Origin of the sequence: Ruegeria sediminis (genome assembly GCF_005938215.1) — a bacterium.
GTDB classification, from domain to species: domain Bacteria; phylum Pseudomonadota; class Alphaproteobacteria; order Rhodobacterales; family Rhodobacteraceae; genus Ruegeria; species Ruegeria sediminis.
On the sequence record NZ_VCPD01000002.1, the window covers coordinates 554524 to 578018 of the forward strand.

General features: G+C 64.1%; 19 protein-coding genes. 8 read left to right on the forward strand and 11 right to left on the reverse strand.

Annotation, left to right across the window (positions count from 1 at the left end; genetic code table 11):
• Positions 1-68 precede the first annotated feature (68 nt).
• From FGK63_RS07315 to FGK63_RS07325, 3 genes are all read right to left on the reverse strand, one after another.
• On the reverse strand, positions 69-3263 hold the full coding sequence (locus FGK63_RS07315) for an efflux RND transporter permease subunit (RefSeq protein ID WP_138840951.1): 3195 nt from the start codon (positions 3261-3263) through the stop codon (positions 69-71).
• Complete coding sequence (locus tag FGK63_RS07320; RefSeq protein WP_138840952.1) at positions 3256-4236, reverse strand: efflux RND transporter periplasmic adaptor subunit; 981 nt, start codon at positions 4234-4236, stop codon at positions 3256-3258. Before FGK63_RS07320 ends, FGK63_RS07315 begins: the two co-directional genes overlap by 8 nt.
• 85 nt (positions 4237-4321) lie before the next feature.
• A complete protein-coding gene (locus FGK63_RS07325) occupies positions 4322-4522 on the reverse strand; it encodes a YgaP family membrane protein (protein WP_138840953.1) in 201 nt (66 codons plus the stop codon).
• A 276-nt stretch (positions 4523-4798) separates the two neighbouring features.
• On the opposite strand from FGK63_RS07325, the gene FGK63_RS07330 reads away from it, so the two are divergent.
• From FGK63_RS07330 to FGK63_RS07340, 3 genes are read left to right on the forward strand one after another with little or no spacing between them, the layout of a single operon-like run.
• A complete protein-coding gene (locus FGK63_RS07330) occupies positions 4799-6715 on the forward strand; it encodes a DUF3604 domain-containing protein (protein WP_138840954.1) in 1917 nt (638 codons plus the stop codon).
• Positions 6716-6753: 38 nt separating this feature from the next.
• Positions 6754-7587, forward strand: a complete 834-nt coding sequence (locus FGK63_RS07335) for a peptidyl-prolyl cis-trans isomerase (RefSeq protein ID WP_138840955.1) — start codon at positions 6754-6756, stop codon at positions 7585-7587.
• Between the two features lie 21 nt (positions 7588-7608).
• A complete protein-coding gene (locus tag FGK63_RS07340) occupies positions 7609-8634 on the forward strand; it encodes a HupE/UreJ family protein (RefSeq protein ID WP_138840956.1) in 1026 nt (341 codons plus the stop codon).
• On the opposite strand, the gene FGK63_RS07345 is transcribed toward FGK63_RS07340, so the two are convergent.
• The 4 genes from FGK63_RS07345 to FGK63_RS07360 form a co-directional block, all read right to left on the reverse strand.
• Positions 8631-9581, reverse strand: a complete 951-nt coding sequence (locus FGK63_RS07345) for a GlxA family transcriptional regulator (RefSeq protein ID WP_138840957.1) — start codon at positions 9579-9581, stop codon at positions 8631-8633. The genes FGK63_RS07340 and FGK63_RS07345 overlap by 4 nt on opposite strands.
• Before the next feature lie 81 nt (positions 9582-9662).
• On the reverse strand, positions 9663-10652 hold the full coding sequence (proX, locus tag FGK63_RS07350; RefSeq protein ID WP_138840958.1) for a glycine betaine/L-proline ABC transporter substrate-binding protein ProX: 990 nt from the start codon (positions 10650-10652) through the stop codon (positions 9663-9665).
• Positions 10653-10690: 38 nt separating this feature from the next.
• Positions 10691-11626, reverse strand: a complete 936-nt coding sequence (locus FGK63_RS07355) for an ABC transporter permease (RefSeq protein WP_138840959.1) — start codon at positions 11624-11626, stop codon at positions 10691-10693.
• An 11-nt stretch (positions 11627-11637) separates the two neighbouring features.
• Entirely contained in the window at positions 11638-12720 is a 1083-nt protein-coding gene (locus FGK63_RS07360; protein ID WP_138840960.1) for a quaternary amine ABC transporter ATP-binding protein, read from the reverse strand.
• A gap of 162 nt (positions 12721-12882) precedes the next feature.
• On the opposite strand from FGK63_RS07360, the gene FGK63_RS07365 reads away from it, so the two are divergent.
• Genes FGK63_RS07365 through FGK63_RS07380 form a run of 4 tightly spaced genes read left to right on the forward strand, consistent with a single transcriptional unit; the run spans position 12883 to position 17357 of the window.
• Positions 12883-13593 (forward strand): GntR family transcriptional regulator, encoded by a 711-nt coding sequence (locus FGK63_RS07365; RefSeq protein WP_138840961.1) that lies wholly within the window; start codon positions 12883-12885, stop codon positions 13591-13593.
• Positions 13594-13600: 7 nt separating this feature from the next.
• On the forward strand, positions 13601-14518 hold the full coding sequence (locus tag FGK63_RS07370) for a dihydrodipicolinate synthase family protein (RefSeq protein WP_138840962.1): 918 nt from the start codon (positions 13601-13603) through the stop codon (positions 14516-14518).
• Positions 14519-14523: 5 nt separating this feature from the next.
• Complete coding sequence (locus tag FGK63_RS07375; RefSeq protein ID WP_138840963.1) at positions 14524-16020, forward strand: aldehyde dehydrogenase; 1497 nt, start codon at positions 14524-14526, stop codon at positions 16018-16020.
• Positions 16017-17357: an NAD(P)/FAD-dependent oxidoreductase gene (locus FGK63_RS07380; RefSeq protein ID WP_138840964.1), complete on the forward strand. Its 1341-nt coding sequence runs from the start codon at positions 16017-16019 to the stop codon at positions 17355-17357. Before FGK63_RS07375 ends, FGK63_RS07380 begins: the two co-directional genes overlap by 4 nt.
• A gap of 17 nt (positions 17358-17374) precedes the next feature.
• Here FGK63_RS07380 and FGK63_RS07385 read toward each other — a convergent pair whose 3' ends face one another.
• The 4 genes from FGK63_RS07385 to FGK63_RS07400 are packed head-to-tail and all read right to left on the reverse strand — an operon-like array spanning position 17375 to position 21569.
• Entirely contained in the window at positions 17375-18109 is a 735-nt protein-coding gene (locus tag FGK63_RS07385; RefSeq protein ID WP_138840965.1) for an SDR family NAD(P)-dependent oxidoreductase, read from the reverse strand.
• Positions 18106-18837, reverse strand: a complete 732-nt coding sequence (locus tag FGK63_RS07390; RefSeq protein ID WP_171052591.1) for an SDR family NAD(P)-dependent oxidoreductase — start codon at positions 18835-18837, stop codon at positions 18106-18108. Before FGK63_RS07390 ends, FGK63_RS07385 begins: the two co-directional genes overlap by 4 nt.
• Positions 18838-18853: 16 nt before the next feature.
• Entirely contained in the window at positions 18854-19957 is a 1104-nt protein-coding gene (locus tag FGK63_RS07395) for a mandelate racemase/muconate lactonizing enzyme family protein (protein ID WP_138840966.1), read from the reverse strand.
• Between the two features lie 55 nt (positions 19958-20012).
• Positions 20013-21569: a trimethylamine methyltransferase family protein gene (locus FGK63_RS07400; protein ID WP_138840967.1), complete on the reverse strand. Its 1557-nt coding sequence runs from the start codon at positions 21567-21569 to the stop codon at positions 20013-20015.
• A 267-nt stretch (positions 21570-21836) separates the two neighbouring features.
• On the opposite strand from FGK63_RS07400, the gene FGK63_RS07405 reads away from it, so the two are divergent.
• Positions 21837-23486, forward strand: a complete 1650-nt coding sequence (locus tag FGK63_RS07405; protein ID WP_138840968.1) for a Glu/Leu/Phe/Val dehydrogenase dimerization domain-containing protein — start codon at positions 21837-21839, stop codon at positions 23484-23486.
• Positions 23487-23495 lie beyond the last annotated feature (9 nt).

Below are 23495 nucleotides of genomic sequence, written 5' to 3' on the forward strand. Positions count from 1 at the left end.
GGGAACCTGAGATTTGCATGAGCAAGGCAGGCGCGATGGAACCCGCGCCTGCCATTTTCCTGTCCGCGTCAGGTCCGGAACACCCTGTAGATCGCCGGGATGACCAGCACCGTCAGAAGGGTGGATGACAGCAGCCCGAACAGCAGCGACAGGGCAAGGCCCTGAAAGATCGGATCGGCCAGGATGACCACCGCGCCGATCATCGCCGCCAGCGCCGTCAGCAGGATCGGCTTGAAGCGGATCGCGCCGGCCTCGATCAGGATGTCCACCTTGGACTTCCCTTCCGGATCCGCATGGCGGATGAAGTCCACCAGCAGGATCGAATTGCGCACGATGATGCCGGCAAGGGCGATGAAACCGATCATCGACGGTGCCGAGAACGGCGCGTGCCACCACCAGTGCCCCAGCATGATGCCGATGAAGGTCAGCGGGATCGGCGTCAGGATCACAAGCGGCAGTTTGAACGAGCCGAACTGCGCGACGACAAGCGCGTAGATCCCGAGCAGCGCCACAGCAAAGGCCGCGCCCATGTCGCGGAACGTGACCCATGTCACCTCCCATTCGCCATCCCACAAAAGCGTCGGCTGCGCGTCATCCTCGGGTTGACCGTTGTAGCGGATTTCGGGCTTGGTCCCCTCGTCCCATTCCATCTGTTCGATCAGGTCGGCAACAGCCATCATGCCATAGACCGGGGATTCGAACTCGCCCGCCAGTTCCGCCTGAACCATCTCGGCCGCGCGTCCGTTGCGCCGGAATATGGGAAACGAGGCTCTTTCTTCGGTGATCTCGACCACATCGCCCAGTTCGATCACCCCGCGCGAGCCCGGCAGGGTGTTCGCGGGAACGGGCGTGGACAGGAATCGTTCGTCCATGACGCGATCCGATTTTTTTCGCCCGACCATGATGGGCAATGGCTGGCGCCCTTCGCCGCGATGGGAATAGCCCACGATGTTAGTTGTTCCGAGGATGGCAAGCGTGTCCAGCACGTCCTGCTCCTGCACACCAAAATATTCCAATTGATCGGTCGAGAGAGTCGCCCGGAGACGGCGCGGCTGAACCCCGAAGCTGTCGTCCACATCGACAACGTAAGGAACCGCCTCGAAAGCTTCGCGCACCTTGGCCGCAACCTCGCGCCGGGTCTCGCCGTCGGGGCCGTAGATTTCGGCCAGCATGGTTGACAGGACCGGAGGCCCCGGCGGCGGTTCGACCGTTTTCAGGCTGGTTCCGGCAGGCACGTCCAGGTCCGCAAGGCGTTCGCGGATGTCCAGCGCGATTTCGTGGCTGGTCCGGTCGCGGTCATGCTTGGGCGCAAGGTTGATCTGGACATCGCCGAGATTTGCCGATTTCCGCAGGTAGTAGTGGCGCACCAGCCCGTTGAAGTTGAAGGGCGCCGCCTCGGCTGCATGGGTCTGGACCGAGATCACCTCGGGAAGCTCCAGAACCGCCCGTGCCACGTCCTGCGCGACCGCATCCGTCGCCTCGACCGAAGAACCCTCGGGCAGGTCGATGACGACGGCGAGTTCGGACTTGTTGTCGAACGGCAGCAGCTTGACCGTCACGTCCTTGGTGTAGATCAGGCCCAGCGAGCCGAAGGACAGCGCCACCGTCACCGCCAGGAACAGCCCCGAGCGCGCCTTGGTCTTGAGCAGCGGGCGCGCGACGGACCGGTAGATGCGTCCCAGATAGCCGCCCTCGCCTTCTCCGGCATGCGCCGGCGCGTTTCCCGCGATCTTGACCATCAGCCAGGGCGTGATGATCACCGCGACGAAAAAGGAAAAGATCATGGCCGCCGAGGCGTTGGCGGGTATCGGGCTCATGTAGGGGCCCATCATCCCCGAAACGAAAAGCATGGGCAGCAGCGCCGCCACGACCGTCAGAGTGGCGATGATCGTCGGGTTGCCCACTTCGGCAACGGCGCGGATCGCCTTGGCGACACGGGTTTCCTTGTCCGGCAGCGCCCAGTGGCGGGCGATGTTCTCGATCACGACGATGGCGTCGTCCACGAGGATGCCGATGGAAAAGATCAGCGCGAAAAGCGACACGCGGTTCAGCGTGTAGCCCATGATCCAGGCCGAAAACAGCGTCAGCAGGATGGTCACGGGGATGACGATGGCGACCACGATGCTTTCGCGCCAGCCAATGGCGATCAGCACGAGGCCCACGATGGAAACCGTCGCCAGACCGAGGTGGAACAGCAGTTCGTTGGCCTTTTCATTCGCCGTCTCGCCATAGTCGCGGGTGACCTCGACATGAACCGTTTCGGGGATCAGGTCGCCTTCCAACTGGTGGACGCGGTGCAGGATCTCTTCGCCCACGACGACCGCGTTGGCCCCTGCCCGCTTGGCCAGCGCCAGGGTGACGGCGGTGGTGCGGACGATCTCGCCATCTTCGCCGCGGGTTACGTTGGCGACGATGCGGTCCGAGGTGTCGGGCACATAGCTGACATCGGCAACATCGCGGACATAGACCGGGCGGTTGTCGCGGGTCGTCAGCAGGAGGTTCGCAATCTCTTCCGGCGCCTGCAGGGTCTGCCCGGCGACCAACCCGATCTGCTCGCCGCCGTCGCGCAGGATACCCGTCGGGAAAGCCCGGTTTGCGGCCTGAACCTTGTGCGCCAGCTGTTGCAGCGTCACGCCGTAAAGCGCCAGCCTGTCGGGATCCGGCGCGATCCGGATGGCGTCGGGCGCCTCGCCCACGATGTAGGTCAGCCCCACATCCTGGATCTTGGCCAGTTCCACCTGCAGTTCGCGCGCGATGCGGGTCAGGTCGCTGGACGTGTCGCCGCCGTTTTCGGAGGAGGTGAGCGTCAGCGTCAGGATCGCCACGTCGTCGATGCCGCGCCCGACGATCAGCGGGTCCTGGATGCCGACCGGAATGCGGTCGAGATTGGCGCGCACCTTGTCATGGACTCGCAGGATGGCCGTGTCGGCGGAGGTTCCCACCAGAAAGCGCGCGGAGACGAGCACGTAATCGTCGTGGGTGGTCGAATAGATGTGTTCGACGTCGTTGATGCCCTTGACGATGGTTTCCAGCGGCTCGGTGATCAGCTTGACCGCGTCTTCGGCCTTGAGCCCCGGCGCCCGGACGTGGATGTCGACCATCGGGACGGAAATCTGCGGCTCTTCCTCGCGCGGCAGCGCGCCCAGCGCGACCAATCCCATCACGAGGGCCACGATGACCATCAGCGGCGTCAAAGCCGACTGGATGAAGGTTCGGGTCAGCCCGCCGGCGATCCCGAGCGGCACGTTCTGGTTGTCACTCATGTCCGGTCACCACGACGTTGCCTTGCGAAAGGCCGCTCAGAACCTCGATCATCGGTTCGCCGTCGCGTTCCAGCCTGCGGCCGGTGACGACGGTACGCTCGACCGTTTCGGCCCCGTCCAGTTGCAGGCGCACGAAATCGAGCCCCCGGCGGCTGGCAACCGCCGCCTCGGGCACCAGGATGCCGGGCTTTTCCCCGACCGGCAGACGAACCAGAACGCGAGCATTGACGAAACGGCTTTGCAGGTCGGCGACTTCGACATCGGCGGTCACCCGGCCATTCTGGATTTCGGGATAGAGTTTGGCGATGCGACCCGCGAAGCTGCGGCCATCCCACTCGATGCGGATTTCGTCGCCGTCGCCAAGCAGCGCGGCGTGCCGCTCAGGGACGGACAGGCGCAGGAACAGGCCGCCACCGCCGATCCGGGCCACTTCCTCGCCGGGCAGGACGACCGATCCTGCGGTCAGCGGCACCCTGAGCACGACCCCATCCACGGGCGCAAGGACGGCGCCCTCGAGGCTGCGCTGCTCCATGACCTGTTTTTCGGCCCGGGTGGCCGCGATCTGGTTTTCCAGCACGTTGACATTCGTTCGCAGCAGGTCAACCTGCTGGCTGGACATCACGCCGCGCTGGAACAGCTCCTCGCCGCGCTTCAACTCGGCGCGGGCGTTGTCCAGTTGCGCGGTCTGGGCTTCGATGCGCCCGTTGAAGGTCTGGATCTGGAACAGTAGCTTTTCGTCTTCGACCAGGCCGATCTGCTGACCGCTGGTGACTGTATCCCCTTCGCTTACCGTCAGTTCCGTGATCGTCCCACCAAGTCGGGAACGCGCGGCGACCTGATCGCGCGCCTCGATCTGACCGAACACGGCCTTCCATTCTGGAATGGAGCTGACCTGAACGGGATGAAGGTCTGCCGGGAAGGCGATGCAGGGAATGACCGCAAGGCATAGGGCACCGAAGAATGACTGTTTCATGTCCTGAACTCGACTGATTGGAGGGGCATCAAGGCGTGGCCCCTGCCGCAGGGCGTGGCTTGCGCGGCGACAGGGGGCGCGGGGATCAGAACGCGGTACCGCTTTTGAAACCGAGTTTCTTGAAGACGATCGCCGCCGGGCAGAACCCGGTGACCGAGGACTGGATCAGGTTCACTCCGATGAACACGGTGAACCACATCCAAAGAGGCGAAACGAAAATCGTCAGCAGCACGCTCAGCAAGACCATAAATCCTGCAAACATCATGACGGCGCGGTCGAGGGACATGATCGGTAACTCCTTTGATATTGACCAAGACAGGTGTTGGTCATGACCGACATATACGTGCCCTCGCCTTAATATTCAATATTACGAATATGATTAATTGACGCATCATGGACCCGGGCGTCACAAAGCGCCCGCCGCCGCCGAGATTTTGTCCACCGACGACAAACACCGTCGGAATCAGCCCGAAATCATCAACTTAATGTTGGAATCCTTCCTTCGGGTGCTAGGCTTCCACCAGCGTTGTTCGCAGTTGGAAACGTTGAAAGGAATTCAGTCATGAAATTTGCATCCATTGCAGGGAGCGCAATTTTCGCGGCTTCCGTCGCTTCGGCTCAGTACGTGCCTTCGGTTGAATCCCTGGAAGGCGTCTACAAGGGCAAGACCTATTCCCCCTATGCCAAGCGCGACTTTCCCAGCAACGTCTACTGGGGCGACACCCATCTGCACACGGCCCTGTCGCCCGACGCCGGCCTTTTCGGCAACACGCTGGGGCTGGAAGAGGCCTATCGCTTCAACCGTGGCGAAGAGGTGGTGTCGGCCACCGGCCTGCCGGTTCGCCTGGCGCGTCCGCTGGATTTCCTGGTGGTGACGGACCATTCCGACATGATGGGGTTTGCCACCGATCTGGCCAAGGGCGCGCCGAACATCCTGGCGACCGAACAGGGCAAACGCTGGTACGAGGGGCTGCAGGCGGGCGGCGAGGAATCCGCCAATGCCGCGCTGGACCTGATCACCAACTTTTCGCAAGGCACGCTCGACCCCAAGCTAGTCGCGGATTATGCGCCCGGTTCGCCGGCCTATGACTCGGTCTGGCAGAGCGTGATCGACGCCGCGGAAAAGTACAACGATCCCGGAAACTTCACTGCCTTCATCGGCTTCGAGTGGACCTCGCTCGTCAAAGGCAACAACCTGCACCGCAACGTGATCCTGCGCGATGGCGCTTTCCGCGCCCGGCAGGTGGTGCCGATGGTGACGCAACCGCCGATCGGCTCGACCGATCCGCTGGACCTGTATGCCTGGCTCGACAAGTACGAAAGCGGCACCGGCGGGCAGGCGCTGGCGATCGCGCATAACGGCAACCTGTCGAACGGCCTGATGTTCCCCTTCGATGCGCAGTATACCGGCAAGCCGGTGGACGAGAACTATGTCCAGCTGCGCGCCAAGTGGGAGCCGCTGTATGAAACCACCCAGATCAAGGGCGATGGCGAGGCGCACCCCTTCCTGTCGCCGGATGACGAATTCGCCGACTACGAGACCTGGGATGCCGGCAACCTTGACTTGACCGAGGCCAAGACTCCCGAGATGCTGAAGCACGAATACGCCCGTTCGGCCCTGCTGATGGGGCTGCAGCTGGAAAGCAAGCTGGGCACCAACCCCTACAAGTTCGGACAGGTGGGCTCGACCGACGCGCACAACTCGCTGTCGGCCATCGAAGAGGAGAACTTCTTTTCCAAGGCGCCCAGCGCCGAACCGTCGCCGACCCGGATGCACCACCCGTTCACCAAGACCGAGATCGGGGCATTCGAGGGGTACGAGTTGACCGCCTCGGGCCGCGCTGCGGTCTGGGCCACCGAAAACACCCGAGAGGCGCTGTTCGACGCGATGGAGCGCAAGGAGACTTATGCCACCACCGGTCCGCGCATGATGGTGCGGTTCTTCGGCGGCTGGGAATTCACCGATGACGACCTGCGGTCGCGCAACCCCGCCTTCGCCGGCTACGAAAAGGGTGTGCCGATGGGCGGCGACCTGACGCAACCCACCGGCGACGCGCCGACCTTCATGGTTTACGCGCTGCGCGATCCGATCGGGGCGAACCTGGACCGCATCCAGATCGTCAAGGGCTGGATGGACGCAAATGGCGAGACGCAGGAAAGGGTCTATGACGTCGCCTGGTCGGATGGGCGCGAACCGGACGCCGAAGGCAAGCTGCCGCCGGTCGGCAACACGGTCGACCTGGAAGCCGCGACCTGGACCAACACCATCGGGGCATCAGAATTGGCGACGATCTGGACCGATCCGGATTTCGACGCGTCGCAGAAGGCGTTCTACTATGCCCGCGTGCTGGAGATCCCGACACCGCGCTGGGTGGTCTATGATGCGCTGCGCTTTGGCGTCGAAATCCCGGAAGAGGCGGAAAAGACCGGACAGGAGCGGGCCTACACCTCTCCGATCTGGTATACGCCGGCCGGCTGATCCCAGGTGTTCCGCAAGTCCAACGGCGAGGTGAAGCCATGACCTGGATTGTTCGCATCCTTCGCGAACCGCTCGTTCATTTCGTTGCGATCGGTGGGCTGGTGTTCGCGCTCTACTACGCCACGCGACCCGATCAGAGCGATCCTGACCGCATCGTCATCAGCGAGGCCGCGGTGCAGATGCTGGCCAACCAGTTCGAAAGCACTTGGCGGCGGCCGCCGACCAGCGCGGAGCTGGCCGGGATCGTCGACTCTTACGTGAAGGAAGAGATCCTGGTGCGCGAGGCGATGAAGCTGTCGATGGATCAGAACGATACCGTGATTCGCCGCCGGCTGGCGCAGAAGATGGAATTCCTGATCGACTCGATCGCCACTTCCCCGGCGCCGACCGAAGAGGAACTCAGGGCGTATTTCCAGGACAACATTCAACGCTTCACCGCCGCGCCCCGGATGTCTTTCGAGCAGGTCTATCTTGGCGAAACGGCGACAGCGGAAGCCGTTCTTGGCGCCGTCGAGAGGCTGGAGGACGGGACGGACCCCGCCTCGGTTTCACGGTCAACCATGCTGCCAGTGTCCGTGGATGACGCCCGCGAGCCCGAGATCGACGGCACCTTTGGCCGGGGTTTCTTTGCGGCGTTGGTCGACGCCGAGCCCGGCGCGTGGATGGGCCCCGTCGCCTCGGGATACGGTGTTCACGCGGTCCGGCTGGTCGAGGTCGATGTTCCCCCTGCCCCGGAATTCGAGGCCGTTCAGGCGGCCGTCGAAGCGGAATGGCGGCAATCCAAGGCGGACGAACTGGCCGAACGGCGGTTCGATCAGCTGCGCGGAAGCTACCAGGTCGAGCTTCCCGAACTCGCCGCTCCGGGCAGCTAGCGTTCGCCACGGGGTTGATCAATGAAGCGCCTTCTATTTCTCCTTCCGCTGCTCGCGGCAGTCGTGTTCTCGGGGCAGGTCCTGGCCCATGCGCTGCAGCCGGGGTATCTGGAAATCAAACCCGCCGGGGCAGACACATTTCAAGTGTTGTGGCGCAAACCCGCAGTCGCGGGAAAGCCGATGGCGATCGAGGCCGAGTTGCCGCAAGGCTGCGACGCGGCGCGGGAACCGGTGCCGACCTTCGATGGCGCCGCCTGGGTGGCGCAGTGGACGATCCGGTGCGACCGGGGGCTGCGCGGCGGCGAGGTCCGCATTCGCGGCCTCGAAGCCACGCAGACCGACGTTCTGGTCCGGTACGAGCTGGAACCGGGCGCGGCGCAGACCCGGCGCCTGACCCCGGATGACACCGGATTCGTTATCCCCCACGATCCGTCAACGATCGACGTGATCGGCACCTATCTGCCCCTTGGGGTCGAACACATTCTCGGCGGCATCGATCACCTGCTATTCGTTTTCGCGATGCTGCTGCTCATCCGCGATGGCTGGCGGCTGCTGTGGGCCGTCACGGCGTTCACCGTCGCGCACAGCATCACCATGGCGTTTGCGACCCTCGGGTGGCTTACCCTGCCCGGGCCGCCTGTCGAAGCGGTGATCGCGCTGTCGATCATGTTCTTGGCCTCCGAACTGGTCCAGAGGAGCGAAAGGCCGGAAAGACTTGCCGAGCTTTACCCCTGGACGGTGTCATTCGCTTTCGGGTTGTTGCACGGCTTTGGATTTGCCGGCGCGTTGAGCGAAATCGGGCTGCCCGATACTGACATTCCCATGGCGCTGTTCTCGTTCAACGTGGGGGTCGAGATCGGGCAGCTGGCATTCATCGCGGCTGCACTTGCCGTCTTTTACGTGCTTGGCCTGATCGCTCCGCGGCTGCGTGGCCTGATCCGTTCGCCCGGCTCGGCAGTGGCGCTGTGCCTGGCCTATGCGATTGGCGGCATCGCGGGGTTCTGGTTCGTCGAGCGGGTCTTCGGCGTGGTGTCCATGAGCAGCTAGGTGATCCGGCTGCGCTGCAGGGCCGGCGTCACGCCAAAACTGGCGCGATAGACCCGGGTGAAGTGACCGGGGCTTTCGAAGCCGCAGGCCATGGCAACGTCGGTGACCGAGGCTTCGGTCTGGATCAGCAGATTGCGGGCGCGTTCCAGCCGCATCTCCATGAAGTATTTCTTGGGCGAGGTGTTCAGGTACTTGCCGAAAAGCCGTTCCAACTGGCGCGTCGAAATCCCGATCTCCGAGGCGATTTCGGTCGGAGATACAGGGTGTTCGATCGCGTCATGCATCCGCTGAATCGCCTTGGCCATGTGCGGGTTGCGCATGCCGTTGCGCGATTGCAGCGACACGCGCTGCTCTGCGGTGGCGTTGCGCACGGCGTTGTAGACCATCTGGTCAGCGACGGCGACGGAGAGATCATAGCCGTGATCACGCTCGATCAGGTGCAGCATCAGATCCGCGGTGGCCGTCCCGCCTGAGGCGGTCATGTGTTTCTCGTCCGCGACGAACACGCTGCGCACCAGGTTCACTTCGGGAAATTTCTCCATGAAGCTGTCATGGTATTCCCAGTGGATCGCGGCCTGCATCCCGTCCAGGAACCCGGCCTCGGCCAGCACCCAGGCGCCCGAGCACAACGCCCCTACCCGGGTTCCGCGCGCCTTTTCCCGGCGAAGCGCCGCCAGAAGCGGCCGCGTGACGTGGTTGCGCATGTGGATGCCCGATAGCGCGAACAGCTGGTCGCATCTGGGGATTTCGTCGAGCCCGGAATGCACCAGCGTCACGGAGCCGTTCGAGCAGATCGCAGTCTCGCCATTCTCGGAGGCGAAGGACCAACGGTACAGATCCCGGCCGCTCACCAGATTGGCGATGCGCAGCGGTTCGACTGCGCAGGAAAAGGCCAGGTGCGAGAATTCCTCGATCAGCAGAAAGACGAAGTGCTTGGTTTCCGTCATGGCTCGACCGCAATGTTCGGGCAAAAAAGGCGGGCTGCACGGGAAGCCCCGTGCAGCCCATTGGCAATCAAGACGCGGTTGTTACTGGGCCGCTGCGCGGGCCGCTTCCAGCCAGCCGTCATAGGTGGCGCGGTTGGCCTCGATCCACTGGTCCACGTGACCGTCGATCGCGTCCGAGCTGTCCTGCCCTTCGGAGATCAGCTTGTTCTGCGAAGAGATGTCGTTGATGCTGATGCTCGCGACTTCGAACAGCTTGGCCGCGGCGGGGTTGGCCGCCAGGAACTCGTCCGTGGCGACGACGCGGATGCCGTCAACCGCAAAGCCGAGGTCCTTGCCGTTGAAGGTGGTTTCCGCCGTTGCCCCGTCGGGCAGCGACGAATAGGGAACGGACAGCCATTCCACGTCCTTGCCAGGAACCAGAGCACCCGAGACCCAGTACGGGGTCCAGGTGTAGTAGAGGATGTTCTCGCCCGCCTCGTTGCGGGCGATGGTGTCCGCGATGATGGCGTTGTAGGCGCCCTGGTTGTGGGCGATGGTGTCGCGCAGTTCGTACTCGGTCAGTTGGTGTTCGATCACGCGTTCGCAGCCCCAACCCGGCGCGCAGCCTGCCAGGTCGGCCTTGCCGTCGCCGTCGGCATCGAACATCGCGGCCTTTTCCGGATCTTTCAGGTCACCGAGGTTCTGGATGCCGGCGTCATAGGCGGCCTTGTTGACCAGATAGCCCTGCAGCGCGCCTTCGATCAGCATGCCGACCTTTTCCAGAACGGCGTCACCACCGGATTCCTCGAAGAAGGTGTGGTGCAGCTTGTCCCAATGGACGGCGGTGAAATCGCCATCCCCGGTGCCAAGCGCCAGGTGGATGGTCTGGTATTCCACTTCCTGCGGCTCGGCCACTTCGTAGCCCAGATCGGTCAGGGCGCGGAACAGGATGCGGTGCTGGAAATACTCTTCCAGCGCCGGCGCCATGACCGGGCGCACGGTAACGCCCTCGCCGGGTTTCTCCGAAGCCAGCGCCGGCCCGGCAAGGATGGTTGTGGCGGCCAGGATGGCCAGTGCGGATTTTCTGAACATGTGGTTTCCTCCCTCGGGGTTCAGATGAAAGTTGCGGATCAGTTTTTTCCGGCCAGGCGGAGCACGGCGCCGACCGGGCCGCCCTGCCACCAGTGCCGGTGGCCCCGCTCGCGACCCGATTGGCCCATGCCCTGGGTGATGCGGTCTAGAACGACGGCGAGGATCACGATGCCCAGGCCGCCGACCAGCGCCTTGCCGGCGTCCAGCCGGCCCATGGCGCGCAGAACCTCGTTGCCCAGGCCCTTGACCGAGATCATCGAGGCGATCACCACCATCGACAGCGACAGCATGATGGTCTGGTTCACACCGGCCAGGATCGTCGGAGTCGCCAGCGGCAGTTCGACCTTGAACAGGATCTGCCGCGGATTGGCCCCGAAGGCCCGCGCGGCCTCGACCACCGACGGGTTCACGCCACGAATGCCCAGCGAAGTCAGGCGGATCAGCGGCGGCAGGGCGAAAATGATCGTGACGATCACGCCCGAGACGTTGCCGATGCCTATGAGCATGACCACGGGCACCAGGTAGACGAAGGCGGGGATGGTCTGCATCGTGTCCAGAACGGGGCGGATGCCGGCTTCGAAGCGGTCGTTCTTGCCGGCCAGGATGCCGAGCGGCAGGCCGATGATGAAGCACAGGATCACGGCCGAGATGACGATGGCCAGTGTCGTCATGGCCAGCCCCCAGGCGTTGGGCGACAGGAAACCCAGCGCGAACATGCAGACCGCGACCAGGATGGCGACGCGGCGCCCCCCCGCCTGCCACGCGATCAGCACCATGATCAGCAGCATGATCATCGGCGGCACAGCGTTGAGCGCCGTGTCGATGCCGACGATCATGTCGTTGAAGAAGTTCTTGATCGGCTGGATGACGCCCCTGTTGTCGATCGCCCACTGCTTGACGCCGTCCGCCGATTGCGCGAGCCCCAGATCAACCGAGGAAAACGGGTCGAGAATGCTGAATTGCGTTTCTGCCATGGTCCTGTTCCTCACTCCGCCGCGGTGTTCATGACATCGACTTCGCCCTTGATGCCGCGCAGCAGGGCGTTCTTGGTGACGATGCCGATCGGGTGGCCGTTGGCTTTCACGACCACCGGGTGCTGGGTGGCGATGGAAAGGTTGACCAGATCATCCAGGGAATGATCCGGGTGCGCCTCGGGCCACGTGCTGAGGTCCACGGGGCCTTCGCGTTTCTCGAAGACGGCCACGGGCTCCATGATCTTGCCGGCCGAGATGAGTTCGAGCTTGGAGATGCCGGCCACGAAATCGGCAACGTAGTCGTCGGCCGGGTTGGTGACGATATCCTCGGGCGTGCCCACCTGCACCAGCGCGCCATCCTTCATGATGGCGATGCGGTGGCCGATGCGGATCGCTTCGTCGAGATCGTGCGTGATGAAAAGCGTGGTCTTTTTCATCTCGGCCGAAAGCGACATGAACTTGTCCTGCAGCTGGCGGCGGATCAGGGGGTCCAGCGCCGAGAACGGTTCGTCCATCAGCAGGATCGACGGGTCGGCGGCGATCGCGCGGGCCAGGCCGACGCGCTGCTGCATGCCGCCGGACAGCTCGTCAGGGTATTTCTGGTCCCAGCCATTCAGGTCCACCGCATCGATCGCGCGCAGGGCGTTCTCGCGCCGTTCGCGCAGGGAATGGCCGCGCACCTCCTGGCTGAAGGACACGTTCTCGAGCACGGTCCGGTGCGGCATCAGCGCCATGTTCTGGAACACCATGCCGATCTTTTCTGCCCGCACCTCGCGCAGCTGGCGCGCCGAAAGCTGGTTGACGTCCTGCCCTTCGATGAAAAGCTGGCCCGAGGTCGGTTCGATCAGCCGGTTCACGTGACGAATCAGCGTCGACTTGCCGGAACCGGACAATCCCATGATGCAGAAGATCTCACCGCGCCCGACGGTGAAGGTCGCGTCCTGCACGCCCACGACGCAATCGAACTGATCGCGCACTTCGATCTTGCCAAGCCCCTGTTTCTGAACGGCCTTCATCGCCTCGTCGGCGCGTCGCCCGAAAATCTTCCACAGATTGCGGCAGTCGATGACGGCCTCTTGCCCTGCTCCGGTCAACGGTCCCTCCCCCTCTTGATCGCTCAACGCATACTGCACATTTTTTCTGTGTACACAAATTGTATTTTCTACTAACACAAGATGAGCAGATTGGTTGCACGGCCCTCTTCGGCGATGGCAAGTTCGCCCGGACGGAACCGGAAGCAACGATTGGAGACAGGGATGAAAGACGCCTCGAAAAGCCGGAAATCAGAGCTGTACGATCACCTGAAGACGGCGATCATGACGCTTCGGCTGCGCCCGGGCGCGGATCTGGACGAATCGAGTCTTTCCGAGGAGTTCGCCCTGTCCCGCACCCCGCTGCGCGAAGTGCTGCGGCAGCTGGCCGGCGAGGGATATGTCGATCTGCGCGAACACCGCGGCGCGCGGGTCAGCGAAATGTCGCACACGACGCTGAGGGATTTCTTTCTGACTGCGCCGATGATGTACGGCGCGGTGCTGACGCTGGCGGCCAAGAACGCCCGCCCGGATCAGATCGAGGCGCTGAAGGCGGCGCAGCAGGATTTCAAGGCCGCGCTACGCACGGGCTCGGGCGCGGACCGCGCCATGGCCAACAACCGCTTTCACGAGATCACGGGCGAGATGGCGGACAACATCTATCTTGCGCCGTCCTTTCAGCGCCTGCTGATCGACCATGCCCGGATCGGGATGACCTTCTACCGCCCGCGGGACGCCAAGATGGCGGAAAACCTGTCTTTGGCAAGCCAGCAGCATGACGCCATCATCGCCGCCATCGAAGACGGTGACGACGCCGCGGCGGCGCAGCTGGCGATCGACCATTGGAACCTGTCGCGCGACCAGATCGAGCTGTTCGTCATGCCTTCGGGGCTGGACGTGCCGCTTGGCTCGGCGGCCGGTAAAACCCCTGCATGAGGACCTGATGACCCCGATTTTCCAGTTCGAAGGGATCTACACCCCAGTCGTGACGCCGTTTCACGAGGATGGAAGCGTCCATTGGGACGCTCTGGCCGACGTGATCGAATATCTTGTCGGCGCGGGCGTGCATGGCCTGATCTCTGGCGGCTCGACCGGCGAGAACTATGCCCAGACCGTCGGCGAGCGGCTGGAAGTCGCGAAATTCACCCGCGAACGCTCAAAGGGCCGGGTGCCTCTGATCGTCGGCACCGGCGCGATGATGACGCCGGATTCCATCGCGCTGGCGACCGGCGCGCGGGAACTGGGAGCGGACGCGATCCTGCTGGCCACCCCGCCCTATTCGGTGCCGACCGAACGCGAGAACGCGCTGAACGCGCTGGCCATCGACAAGGCGGCGAACCTGCCGGTGATGCTCTACAACTATCCGGGGCGGATGGGTGTGCACATGGGCGAGGAATTCCTGGACCGCGTGGGCCGGTCGCGCAACATCTGCGCCATCAAGGAAAGCTCGGGCGATATCAACCGGGTGCATCTGCTGGCCCGCGACTATCCGCATATCCAGATGTCCTGCGGCATGGATGACCAGGCGCTGGAGTTCTTTGCATGGGGCGCGCGCAGCTGGGTCTGCGGCGGCTCGAACTTCCTGCCCGAGGAACATGTCGCGCTTTACAACGCCTGCGCGGTCCAAGGCGATTTCAGCAAGGGCCGCCGGATCATGTCGGCGATGATGCCGCTGATGCGGGTGCTGGAACAGGGTGGCAAGTTCATCCAGTGCATCAAGCACGGCGTCACCCTGAACGGGATCGACACCGGCCCGATGCGCCCGCCACTGAAAGGGTTGAACAAGGATGACAAGCGTGCGCTGGAACAGGTGATCAAGGTGCTGAAACGCACCATCGCGGACATTCAGGCAGAGGGGTAAGAGCAATGGATCTGCTGACCAAAGACGAATATCGCGCCATCGCGGCCGAGCTGACCCTCCCCGTGAACGCCTTCATCGACGGCGGTTTCAGACCCGCCGCATCGGGCAAGACCTTCGCCAGCGTGAACCCCGCCACGGGCGAGAAACTGGCCGAGATCGCCGCCTGCGCGCAGGAGGACGTGGATTTCGCGGTCGCCAAGGCCCGCGAGGCATTCGAGGATGGCCGCTGGTCGCGGATGCACCCGTCGGCGCGCAAGGATGTCCTGATCCGCCTTGCCAAGCTGATGAAACGCAATGCCCGCGAACTGGCGGTGATGGAGAGCCTCGACAGCGGCAAGACCATTTTCGACTGCGAAACCGTCGACGTGCCCGAAAGCATCCACTGTCTGAAATGGCACGCCGAGGCGATCGACAAGATCTACGACCAGGTGTCGCCCGCCTCGGACGATCACATCGCGATGGTGGTGCGTGAACCGGTCGGCGTGGTCGGCCTGGTGCTGCCGTGGAACTTTCCGCTGCTGATGCTGGCCTGGAAGATCGGCCCGGCGCTGGCGGCGGGATGCTCGGTCGTTGTCAAACCGGCCGCCGAAACCACGTTGACCGCGCTGCGCGTGGCCGAACTGGCGATGGAGGCGGGTCTGCCGCGCGGGGTTCTGAACGTGGTGCCCGGCGGCGGGGCGGAAGTCGGCGAGCCGATCGGCCGGCACATGGATATCGACATGGTGTCCTTCACCGGATCGACCGTGACCGGCAAGCGGTTTCTGACCTACTCGGCCGAAAGCAACGCCAAGGAAGTCGTCCTGGAAATGGGCGGCAAGAACCCCGCCATCGTCATGGACGACGCCGAGAACCTGGACCGCGTGGCGCAGCACGTCGTCAACGGCGCGTTCTGGAACATGGGCGAGAACTGCTCGGCCTCGTCGCGCCTGATCGTGCATCGGGACGTGAAGGCCGAACTTCTGGAACGTATCGCGGCACATGCGCGGCATTGGAACGTGGGCGATCCGCTGGACCCTGAGACCCGGATGGGCGCGCTGGTCTCAAAGGCGCATTTCGACAAGGTCTGCGGCTATCTGAAGGACGCCAAGAACATCGTTCTGGGCGGCACGGCCAAGGACGGATTCGTCGAGGCCACTGTCGTCGAGGTGCCCGGCAACGACCACAGGCTGGCGCGCGAAGAGATTTTCGGCCCCGTCCTGTCGGTCATCGAGGTGGGCGGGTTCGACGAGGCGATCCGCGTCGCCAACGACACCGACTACGGGCTCTGCGCCGCTCTCTTCACCGCCAACGCCAAGCGGGCGATCCGGGGCGCCCGGGCCCTGCGCGCCGGAACGGTTACGGTCAACAGCTTTGGCGAAGGCGACATCACCACGCCCTTCGGCGGCTTCAAGCAGTCCGGTTTCGGTGGGCGCGACAACTCGGTTCACGCCCACGACCAGTACACGCAGCTCAAGACCATATGGATCGACCTGAGCGACGACGCAGACGAGGCCGTGGATTGACAAGCTATTCCGCCATTCGGTTGCCGGTTCATCGCGGACCGGCAGCCTGGGCCGCCATTCTGGGACCGTACGCGCCCGGGCCGGCGCTGAGCGGCGATCGGACCGCGGATTTCGTCGTGGTCGGCGCGGGGTTTGCCGGGCTGTCGGCGGCGCGGCGCCTGACCCAGTTGCAGCCCGGCGCCCGCATCGCGGTGCTGGAGGCCGGGCAACTGGCCGAGGGCGCTTCGGGGCGCAATTCAGGCTTCATGATCGACCTGCCGCACGATCTGGCCTCGGATGACTATGCCGGCGCCGGGGACGATCGCGCGCTGATCGCCCTGAACCGGCAGGCCATCGGTTTCGCTCTGGGCGCGGTCGAAGAATTCGGCATCGATCCGAATTTCTTCGATCCGGCGGGCAAGGTGAACGGAGCGGCGAGCGAGGCTGCGCACGCGCACAACCTGAGCTATGCCGAGCATCTGGGCGGCCTTGGAGAAGCATCCGAACTGCTGGACCGTCAGCAGATGGCGGAACTGACAGGCAGCACCCATTACATGTCGGGCCTCTACACGCCCGGAACCGTGATGCTTCAGCCGGCGGGGTATATTCGGGGGCTTGCGCAGGGATTGCGCGGCGCGGGGGTCGAGATATTCGAGAACAGCCCCGTCACCGGGTTCCGAAAGCAGGGCAGCGGCTGGCAAGTGGCCACGCCCAACGGCAGCGTCAGCACCGCCCGCGTCATCGTCACGGCGAACGGGCATCTGGAAAGCTTCGGCGTCGAGCGCGGCAGGCTGATGCAGCTGTTCCTGTTCGCCACCATGACGCCGGAACTGGACGCCGATGTCCTGCGCAGACTGGGAGGGCAGCCGCGCTGGGGCGTCACCCCGTCCGACCCGATGGGCACTACCATGCGCCGGATCGACACTGGTCAGGGCGGCAACCGGATCATCACCCGCACCTGCGCCGAGCTGGTACCGGGCATGAACCCGTCGCAGTCCAGCCTTGACCGGGCGGCGCAGGTCATGCAGCGCAAGTTCGACCAGCGTTTCCCGCAACTGGCGGGGATGCGGATGCAATATGCCTGGGCCGGGCATCTGTGCCTCAGCCTCAACGGCGTGGCGGTCATGCGCCAGATCGACGACGGCGTGTTTTCGGGCTGCGTGCAGAACGGCCTCGGCACCGCCCGCGGCACGCTTACGGGCATCGGTGCGGCCGAACTGGCCTGCGGCGAGCAATCCGCCATCACCCGGCATTTCGGCGGCGAGGACCGGCCCAAACGCCTGCCGCCGCAGCCCTTTGCCCGGATCGGCGCGAATGCGGTGCTGCGCTGGAAGGAATGGCGTGCGCGGGACGAATAGCCCCGCGCCACTGGCCTTTAGGGCAGGCTGAGCTTTGCCATGCGCCCGCCATCGACGGAATAAATCTGCCCCGTGACAAAAGCCGCCTCGTCCGAAGCGAGGAAGGCCACGAGTGCCGCCACTTCTTCGGGTTTGCCCGTGCGGGCCACCGGGTGGATGCGGCCGATGTTGGCGCGGAACGCAATGGGATCGGGCATGCTTTCGATGAAATCGACGTTGAGCTCGGTGTCGATCCAGCCCGGCGCCACGGCGTTGCAGCGTATCCCCTCGGCCCCGTGATCCACCGCCACCGCCCGCGTCAGGCCATGCAGCCCCGCCTTGGACGCGCAATAGGCGGCATGGCCGGGATTGGCCCCCAACCCCTCGATCGAACCGGTATTGACGATGCTGCCGCGGGTCTTGCGAAGATGCGGCAACGCCGCCCTGATCATCAGAAAGGGCGCAGTCAGGTTGACCGTCAGGTTGCGCTGCCAATCCTCGGGCGACATATCCTCGACCCGCACCTCCTGCATCATGCCGGCATTGTTGACCAGAACGTCCAGCCGCCCTGCCCTCGCCACCAGTTCCGCGACGACCTGCGCCGGGCATTCGATATCCGCGAAATCGGCGTCGATGCTGGGAAACTCGGCATCGGCACCCCGCTGCGCGGTAAAGACCCTTGCGCCCTCATCGCGCAGTCGCCGGGCGATCGCCTGACCTATGCCAGACCGTCCGCCAGTGACCAACGCAACCTTGTCTTCGAACCGTCTCATGACACCGGTTTACCTCCGTTGACTTCGATCAGCGCGCCACAGATGTAGCGCGCCGCATCCGACGCCAGGAATAATACCACATCTGCGATGTCCTCGGGCTCGGCAATGCGGCCCAGAGGAACTGTCTTGCCCAATTCGGCCACGGCACTATCCGGATCGAAACCGCGCCTGGCGAATCCGGTGCGCAGCATCGGCGTATTCACCTCGTTCGGGCAGACCGCGTTGATGCGGATGCCCTGATGGGCGTGGTCCATGCCCATGCACTGTGTCAGCGACGCGATCGCCGCCTTGGTCATGCAATATATCGCGTGATTGGGACCCGGGCGCAGCCCCCAGCAAGAGGCTGTGTTGACGATGGCGCCGCCGCCCGAGCGGGCCATGATCGGAATGGCCGCGCGGCAGATGCGGAACGGCGCTTCGACATTGACGCCAAGCGACATGTCCCAATCCGCATCCGAAGTGTCGGTGACCGGACCACGAGTGATCACGCCGGCGTTGTTGATCACGATGTCCAGCCCGCCAAGCGCCACCGCCGCCATTTGCGGCAGCGCATCCGAATATGCCGCGTCCATCAGATCGCCCGCCAGATGCGCCTCGGCCTCGATGCCGCCGACGTCGCGATCGGCCACCGCGACCCGCGCCCCGGCAGAGCGCAACCGTTCGACGATCGATGCGCCGATGCCGCCCGCCGCGCCTGTCACCAACGCGGTTTTGCCTTTGAATTCCATGATGTTGACTCCGGTTTCAGAACGACGCGACGGGCGCGCCGAACAGGGTTTCGTCCGGGACGACGCCAAGGCCGACGCCCCCAGGCCTCATGATATGCCCGCCCTCGATGCGGATGCCGTCTTCGGGGTCGTAGTTGCCCTCGATGTAAGGGGCCGCGAGCCAGACACCTTCGAGCAGGTCCGGGCGCACGGTGGCGCCTATATGGGTGCAGGCGGCGGCGATGATGTCGCCGCCCCAGCTGTCGTCGCAGGTATGCGGGAGGTTGCGCGCCTCGCAGATGTCGCGGAAGGCCCGCATCTGCATCAGTCCGCCGATCCGTGTCACCTTCATTCCGAAACCGTCCACCAGGCCGGTGCCGGCGGCGGTAATGACCGTGTTCAGGCTTGTGCTGTTCTCGTCCATGTAGATCGCGTGGCCGATCTGGGGCCGGATCTTGGCCAGATCCTCGATCGTGTTGCAGGGCTGTTCCATGATGAAGGGGATGTCCGGGCATTCCCGGCTGACCCGCAGCGCGTCGCGGGTGGTCCATCCGCGGTTACCATCCACGGCCAGCCTCATGCCCGATCCGCGGATCGTTTCCCATACCTTTCGGATGGTTTCGATATCCACCACCACCGGGCGGCCGCCGACCTTGACCTGAATGCGGGGATAGCCTTCGGCGCGTATCTCAGCCGCCAAGCGGGCGATCTCGTCCGGTGCGCCGACACCGGTGGCGTAGTAGGACGGCACGCGGTCGGTCACCGCCCCGCCCAGCAGATCCGAGACGCTGACGCCAAGGTGCTTGCCCAGCAGGTCGTGCAAGGCGATGTCCACGGCGGCCTTGGCGTAGTGATGGCCGTTCAGCAACCCGTCCATCCGACGGTGGATCGGCAGCGGCTGCACATCGGCCCCGATCAGCCCCGGCGCTATCTGAGCAAGCGCGGCGCGGGCGCCTGCGGAATGCGCCTCGGCATAGGTGGGGCCCACCGGGCAGGTTTCTCCCCAGCCTGCCAGGCCGTTGTCGGCGACCAGTTTGACCAGCGTCGTTTCGAGCGACCAGACCTCGGCATTGGCCATGGTATAGGGTCCGTTTTTCACCGGCAGGTCATGGCTGTAGATATGGATTTCGGTGATCTTCATTCGCGGGATCCGTGAAAAAAAGCCCACCCGGATCCGGGTGGGCCAGTGGGGAGTGTCAGTAGGTCTGGTTCAACTCGTCCGCCGCCGGGATTTCCCGTTCGCGCCGGGCGATGTAATCGCGGAGTTCCTCGTCCTTGGCTTGGTCGAGCCTGGGTTCTTCGTATTCGGCCAGCAGCTTTTTGGCGCGGCGCAAGGCCCGTCCCGTGATCTCCACCTCGCCTTCGGCTACCCATTGCTCGATCGAATTGTTGTCGAACAGTTCCGGCATGAAGAACGCGGTCTGAAAATTCTCCTGCGTATGGGGGTGGCCCAGGTAATGCCCGCCCGGACCGACATCCGACACGGCCGCAATGGCCTCGTCGAAGTCGTGCCATTTCGGGCCTTCGGCCATGCGGTAGGCCATGGCGCATTGCTCGGCATCGACGATGAACTTGGCGACCGAGCAGTGCATGCCGGCTTCGTTCCAGCCCGCCGAATGCCAGATGTAGTTGGCCCCCGCATGGAGCACGGCCTGCAACGTGGTGGCGGATTCATAGCCCGCCTGCGCGTCGAAGGTCTTGGCGCCGCCCAACGTGTTCGAGGTGCGCCACGGTACATCATAGAACCGCGCCATTTGGCCGATCATGAAATTCATCAGGCTGATCTCGGGCGTCCCTGCCATCGGCGCGCCGGATTTCATGCTGACGGTGGACAGGTAATGGCCATAGATCGCGGGCGCGCCACGCCGGATCACTTGCGTGTAAGCCAGCGCCGAAAGCGCCTCGGCATTCAGTTGCGCCACGGTGGCGGGTACGCTGGCGGGCGTGTTGGCGCCGCCCAGCACGAACGGCGAGCACAGTACCGGTTGGTTGCGGCGGCAGAAGGCGCGCATGGCCCCCAGCATGGTCTCGTCCCAGACCAGCGGCGAGTTGCCGTTGCAGTTGCCGGTGGTGACGGGGTGATCCTCCATGTAGTCCGCACCGAAGAGGATTGCGCACATCTCCATCACGTCCTCGGCGTTCTTGGGCGAGGTGGTCATGCCCATGAAGGTCTTGTCCGAGTGTTTCATCGACGAATAGGTGATGCGCAGGTGCCGTTGGCTGATCGGGTGGTCGTAGGGCTCTACGATATGGTGCGCCGAGGAATGCAGCGCGGGCATCATCTGGCTGAGCTTGTGGAACATCGCCAGGTCGTCCAGCGTCGGGTTGCGACGTACGTCGTCGAGGTCGCGCAGGAACGGCGCTCCGGTCATCGGCACGAAGATCGAATGCCGCCCGCCGAGGCGCACGTTCTTGTTCGGATCGCGGGCGTGATAGGTGAAATCGGAAGGAATTGTCGTGATCAGTTCGCGCACCAGACCCCGGTCGAGGTAGACCATTTCGCCCACGACCTTGGCGCCGGCGCCTTTCCAGTCCTCCAGGGCGATCGGGTCGCGAAACTGCACGCCCACGTTCTCCAGAATGTCCATCGAGGCGCTGTCGATGCGTTCGACCTGGGCGTCGTCCATGACCTCGCACAGCGGGATGCCGCGGGCAAGGCTGGGCAGCATGTCGAAGACCGGAGCGGTGCGTATCGCGCGCCGCGCGGCGCGTCCGCCGGAACGGGACCGAATGGCGGTGGCTGGCTGTGTCATGTGGCGATCTCCTTTTCGGTTCGAGTTATTCCGAACCCGGCGATGGCCACTTGCAGGAAAGCGATATCGGCTTGCAGGAAACGACATGCAGGATAGTCGTATGCAGTACTGGGCGAGATACCGCCAATCGCGCATGGGCGCGCAGGCACGATGATTTCCGATCACTTCTTGGCGATTGAGCCACGAAAAGCATGACTGCCGCGCCGGATTGGATCAGCATCAAAGGGGCTTAGCGCCTTATCTTGCACTGAACTGAAAGGACACCGCATGTCCGATCAAGCAGTCAACATCCTACTGATCGAGGATAACCCCCTTCACGCGAAACTGATCGTGCGCCTGATCGAAGGCGAACCGCAGTTGAAATGCTCGGTCAAATCCGCCGAGAACCTTGCGGACGGGCTTGCGTTGCTGAAGGAAGGCGGCATCGATCTTGTGCTACTCGATCTGGTGCTGCCCGACAGCCAGGAACTGGACACGTTCTTTCGGGTCCACTCTGCCGCGCCGGACATGCCGGTGGTGATCCTGACGGCAATGGACGATCTGAAGCTTGCCGCCAGCGCCGTCGAGGCCGGGGCCAGCGCCTTTCTGGTCAAGTCGACCCTGAACGCCGTCGCCCTGGGCCGGGCCATCCGCTATACGCTGGCCCGCGCGCGGGCCCGCACCGGAGAATGGGATTCCCCGATGTTCCGGCTGGCGCAGCAGCAGTTCCTGAAGGCGGCGCAGATCATGGGGCTGGACGACAACATCCGACAGCGGCTCCTGTTCCCGCAACGGACCCAGGTGGTGTCCTTCCCCTTCTTCCGCGACGACCGCTCGCAGGTCGAGACGGTGTTCGGATACCGGGTGCAGCATGTGCTGACGATGGGTCCGACCAAGGGCGGTGTCCGGTATCACGAGGATGTCGATCTGGGCGAGGTCGCGGCGCTGGCGACCTGGATGACTTGGAAATGCGCCCTGATGAACCTGCCCTATGGCGGCGCCAAGGGCGGCGTGCGCGTCGATCCGACCACCCTGTCCAGCAACGAACTGCAGCGGCTGACCCGCCGGTATACCGCCGAAATCATCGACATCATCGGCCCGGACAAGGACATCCCGGCGCCTGACATGGGCACCAACGAACAGGTCATGGCCTGGATGATGGACACCTACAGCCAGCAGGTCGGCTATACCGTTCCGACGGTGGTCACCGGCAAGCCGGTCGTTCTTGGCGGTTCGCTTGGGCGGCGCGAAGCGACCGGGCGCGGGCTGGTCTACATGATCGAGGCCGCCGCGCGGCATACCGGGCTGGACCTGCAGGGTGCTCCGGCGGTGGTGCAGGGCTTCGGCAATGTCGGCAGTTTCACCGCGAAATTTCTGGAAGAGGCCGGCGCCAAGATCGTTGCCGTCAGCGACGTGTCCACCGGGATATACAATCCCAAGGGTCTCGGGGTCCAGGCGCTGATCGACTACGTGGCCGAAAACCGGGTTCTCAAGGACTATCCCGAGGCCGATCACGTGACCAATGCCGAACTGCTCGAGACGAAATGCGATGTCCTGGCCCTCGCCGCGCTGCAGAACCAGGTGACCGCAGCGAATGCGGACCGGATCGACTGCAAGATCCTGGCCGAGGGTGCCAACGGCCCGACTTCGCTGGAGGCGGACGAGACCTTGAACGAAAAGGGGATCATGATCGTGCCCGACGTTCTGGGAAATGCCGGCGGCGTGACAGTGTCCTATTTCGAGTGGGTGCAGGGCACTCAGAACCTGACCTGGACGCTCGACGAAATCAACGGCCGCCTCAAGCAGATCATGCTCGACGCTTTCGACCGCACCGTTCAACGCGCCGCCCGCGACGGCATAGACATGCGCACCGCCGCGCTGGTCGAGGGCGTGCAGCGGGTGACCGAGGCCAAGCTACTGCGGGGGCTGTTCCCATAACACGGGAGC

Excerpts from the sequence above, each read along its gene's own strand:
- FGK63_RS07315 (WP_138840951.1), bottom strand. The coding sequence starts at position 3,263 with ATGAGTGACAACCAGAACGTGCCGCTCGGGATCGCCGGCGGGCTGACC.
- FGK63_RS07320 (WP_138840952.1), bottom strand. The coding sequence starts at position 4,236 with ATGAAACAGTCATTCTTCGGTGCCCTATGCCTTGCGGTCATTCCCTGC.
- FGK63_RS07325 (WP_138840953.1), bottom strand. The coding sequence starts at position 4,522 with ATGTCCCTCGACCGCGCCGTCATGATGTTTGCAGGATTTATGGTCTTG.
- FGK63_RS07330 (WP_138840954.1), top strand. The coding sequence starts at position 4,799 with ATGAAATTTGCATCCATTGCAGGGAGCGCAATTTTCGCGGCTTCCGTC.
- FGK63_RS07335 (WP_138840955.1), top strand. The coding sequence starts at position 6,754 with ATGACCTGGATTGTTCGCATCCTTCGCGAACCGCTCGTTCATTTCGTT.
- FGK63_RS07340 (WP_138840956.1), top strand. The coding sequence starts at position 7,609 with ATGAAGCGCCTTCTATTTCTCCTTCCGCTGCTCGCGGCAGTCGTGTTC.
- FGK63_RS07345 (WP_138840957.1), bottom strand. The coding sequence starts at position 9,581 with ATGACGGAAACCAAGCACTTCGTCTTTCTGCTGATCGAGGAATTCTCG.
- proX (WP_138840958.1), bottom strand. The coding sequence starts at position 10,652 with ATGTTCAGAAAATCCGCACTGGCCATCCTGGCCGCCACAACCATCCTT.
- FGK63_RS07355 (WP_138840959.1), bottom strand. The coding sequence starts at position 11,626 with ATGGCAGAAACGCAATTCAGCATTCTCGACCCGTTTTCCTCGGTTGAT.
- FGK63_RS07365 (WP_138840961.1), top strand. The coding sequence starts at position 12,883 with ATGAAAGACGCCTCGAAAAGCCGGAAATCAGAGCTGTACGATCACCTG.
- FGK63_RS07370 (WP_138840962.1), top strand. The coding sequence starts at position 13,601 with ATGACCCCGATTTTCCAGTTCGAAGGGATCTACACCCCAGTCGTGACG.
- FGK63_RS07375 (WP_138840963.1), top strand. The coding sequence starts at position 14,524 with ATGGATCTGCTGACCAAAGACGAATATCGCGCCATCGCGGCCGAGCTG.
- FGK63_RS07385 (WP_138840965.1), bottom strand. The coding sequence starts at position 18,109 with ATGAGACGGTTCGAAGACAAGGTTGCGTTGGTCACTGGCGGACGGTCT.
- FGK63_RS07390 (WP_171052591.1), bottom strand. The coding sequence starts at position 18,837 with ATGGAATTCAAAGGCAAAACCGCGTTGGTGACAGGCGCGGCGGGCGGC.
- FGK63_RS07395 (WP_138840966.1), bottom strand. The coding sequence starts at position 19,957 with ATGAAGATCACCGAAATCCATATCTACAGCCATGACCTGCCGGTGAAA.
- FGK63_RS07400 (WP_138840967.1), bottom strand. The coding sequence starts at position 21,569 with ATGACACAGCCAGCCACCGCCATTCGGTCCCGTTCCGGCGGACGCGCC.
- FGK63_RS07405 (WP_138840968.1), top strand. The coding sequence starts at position 21,837 with ATGTCCGATCAAGCAGTCAACATCCTACTGATCGAGGATAACCCCCTT.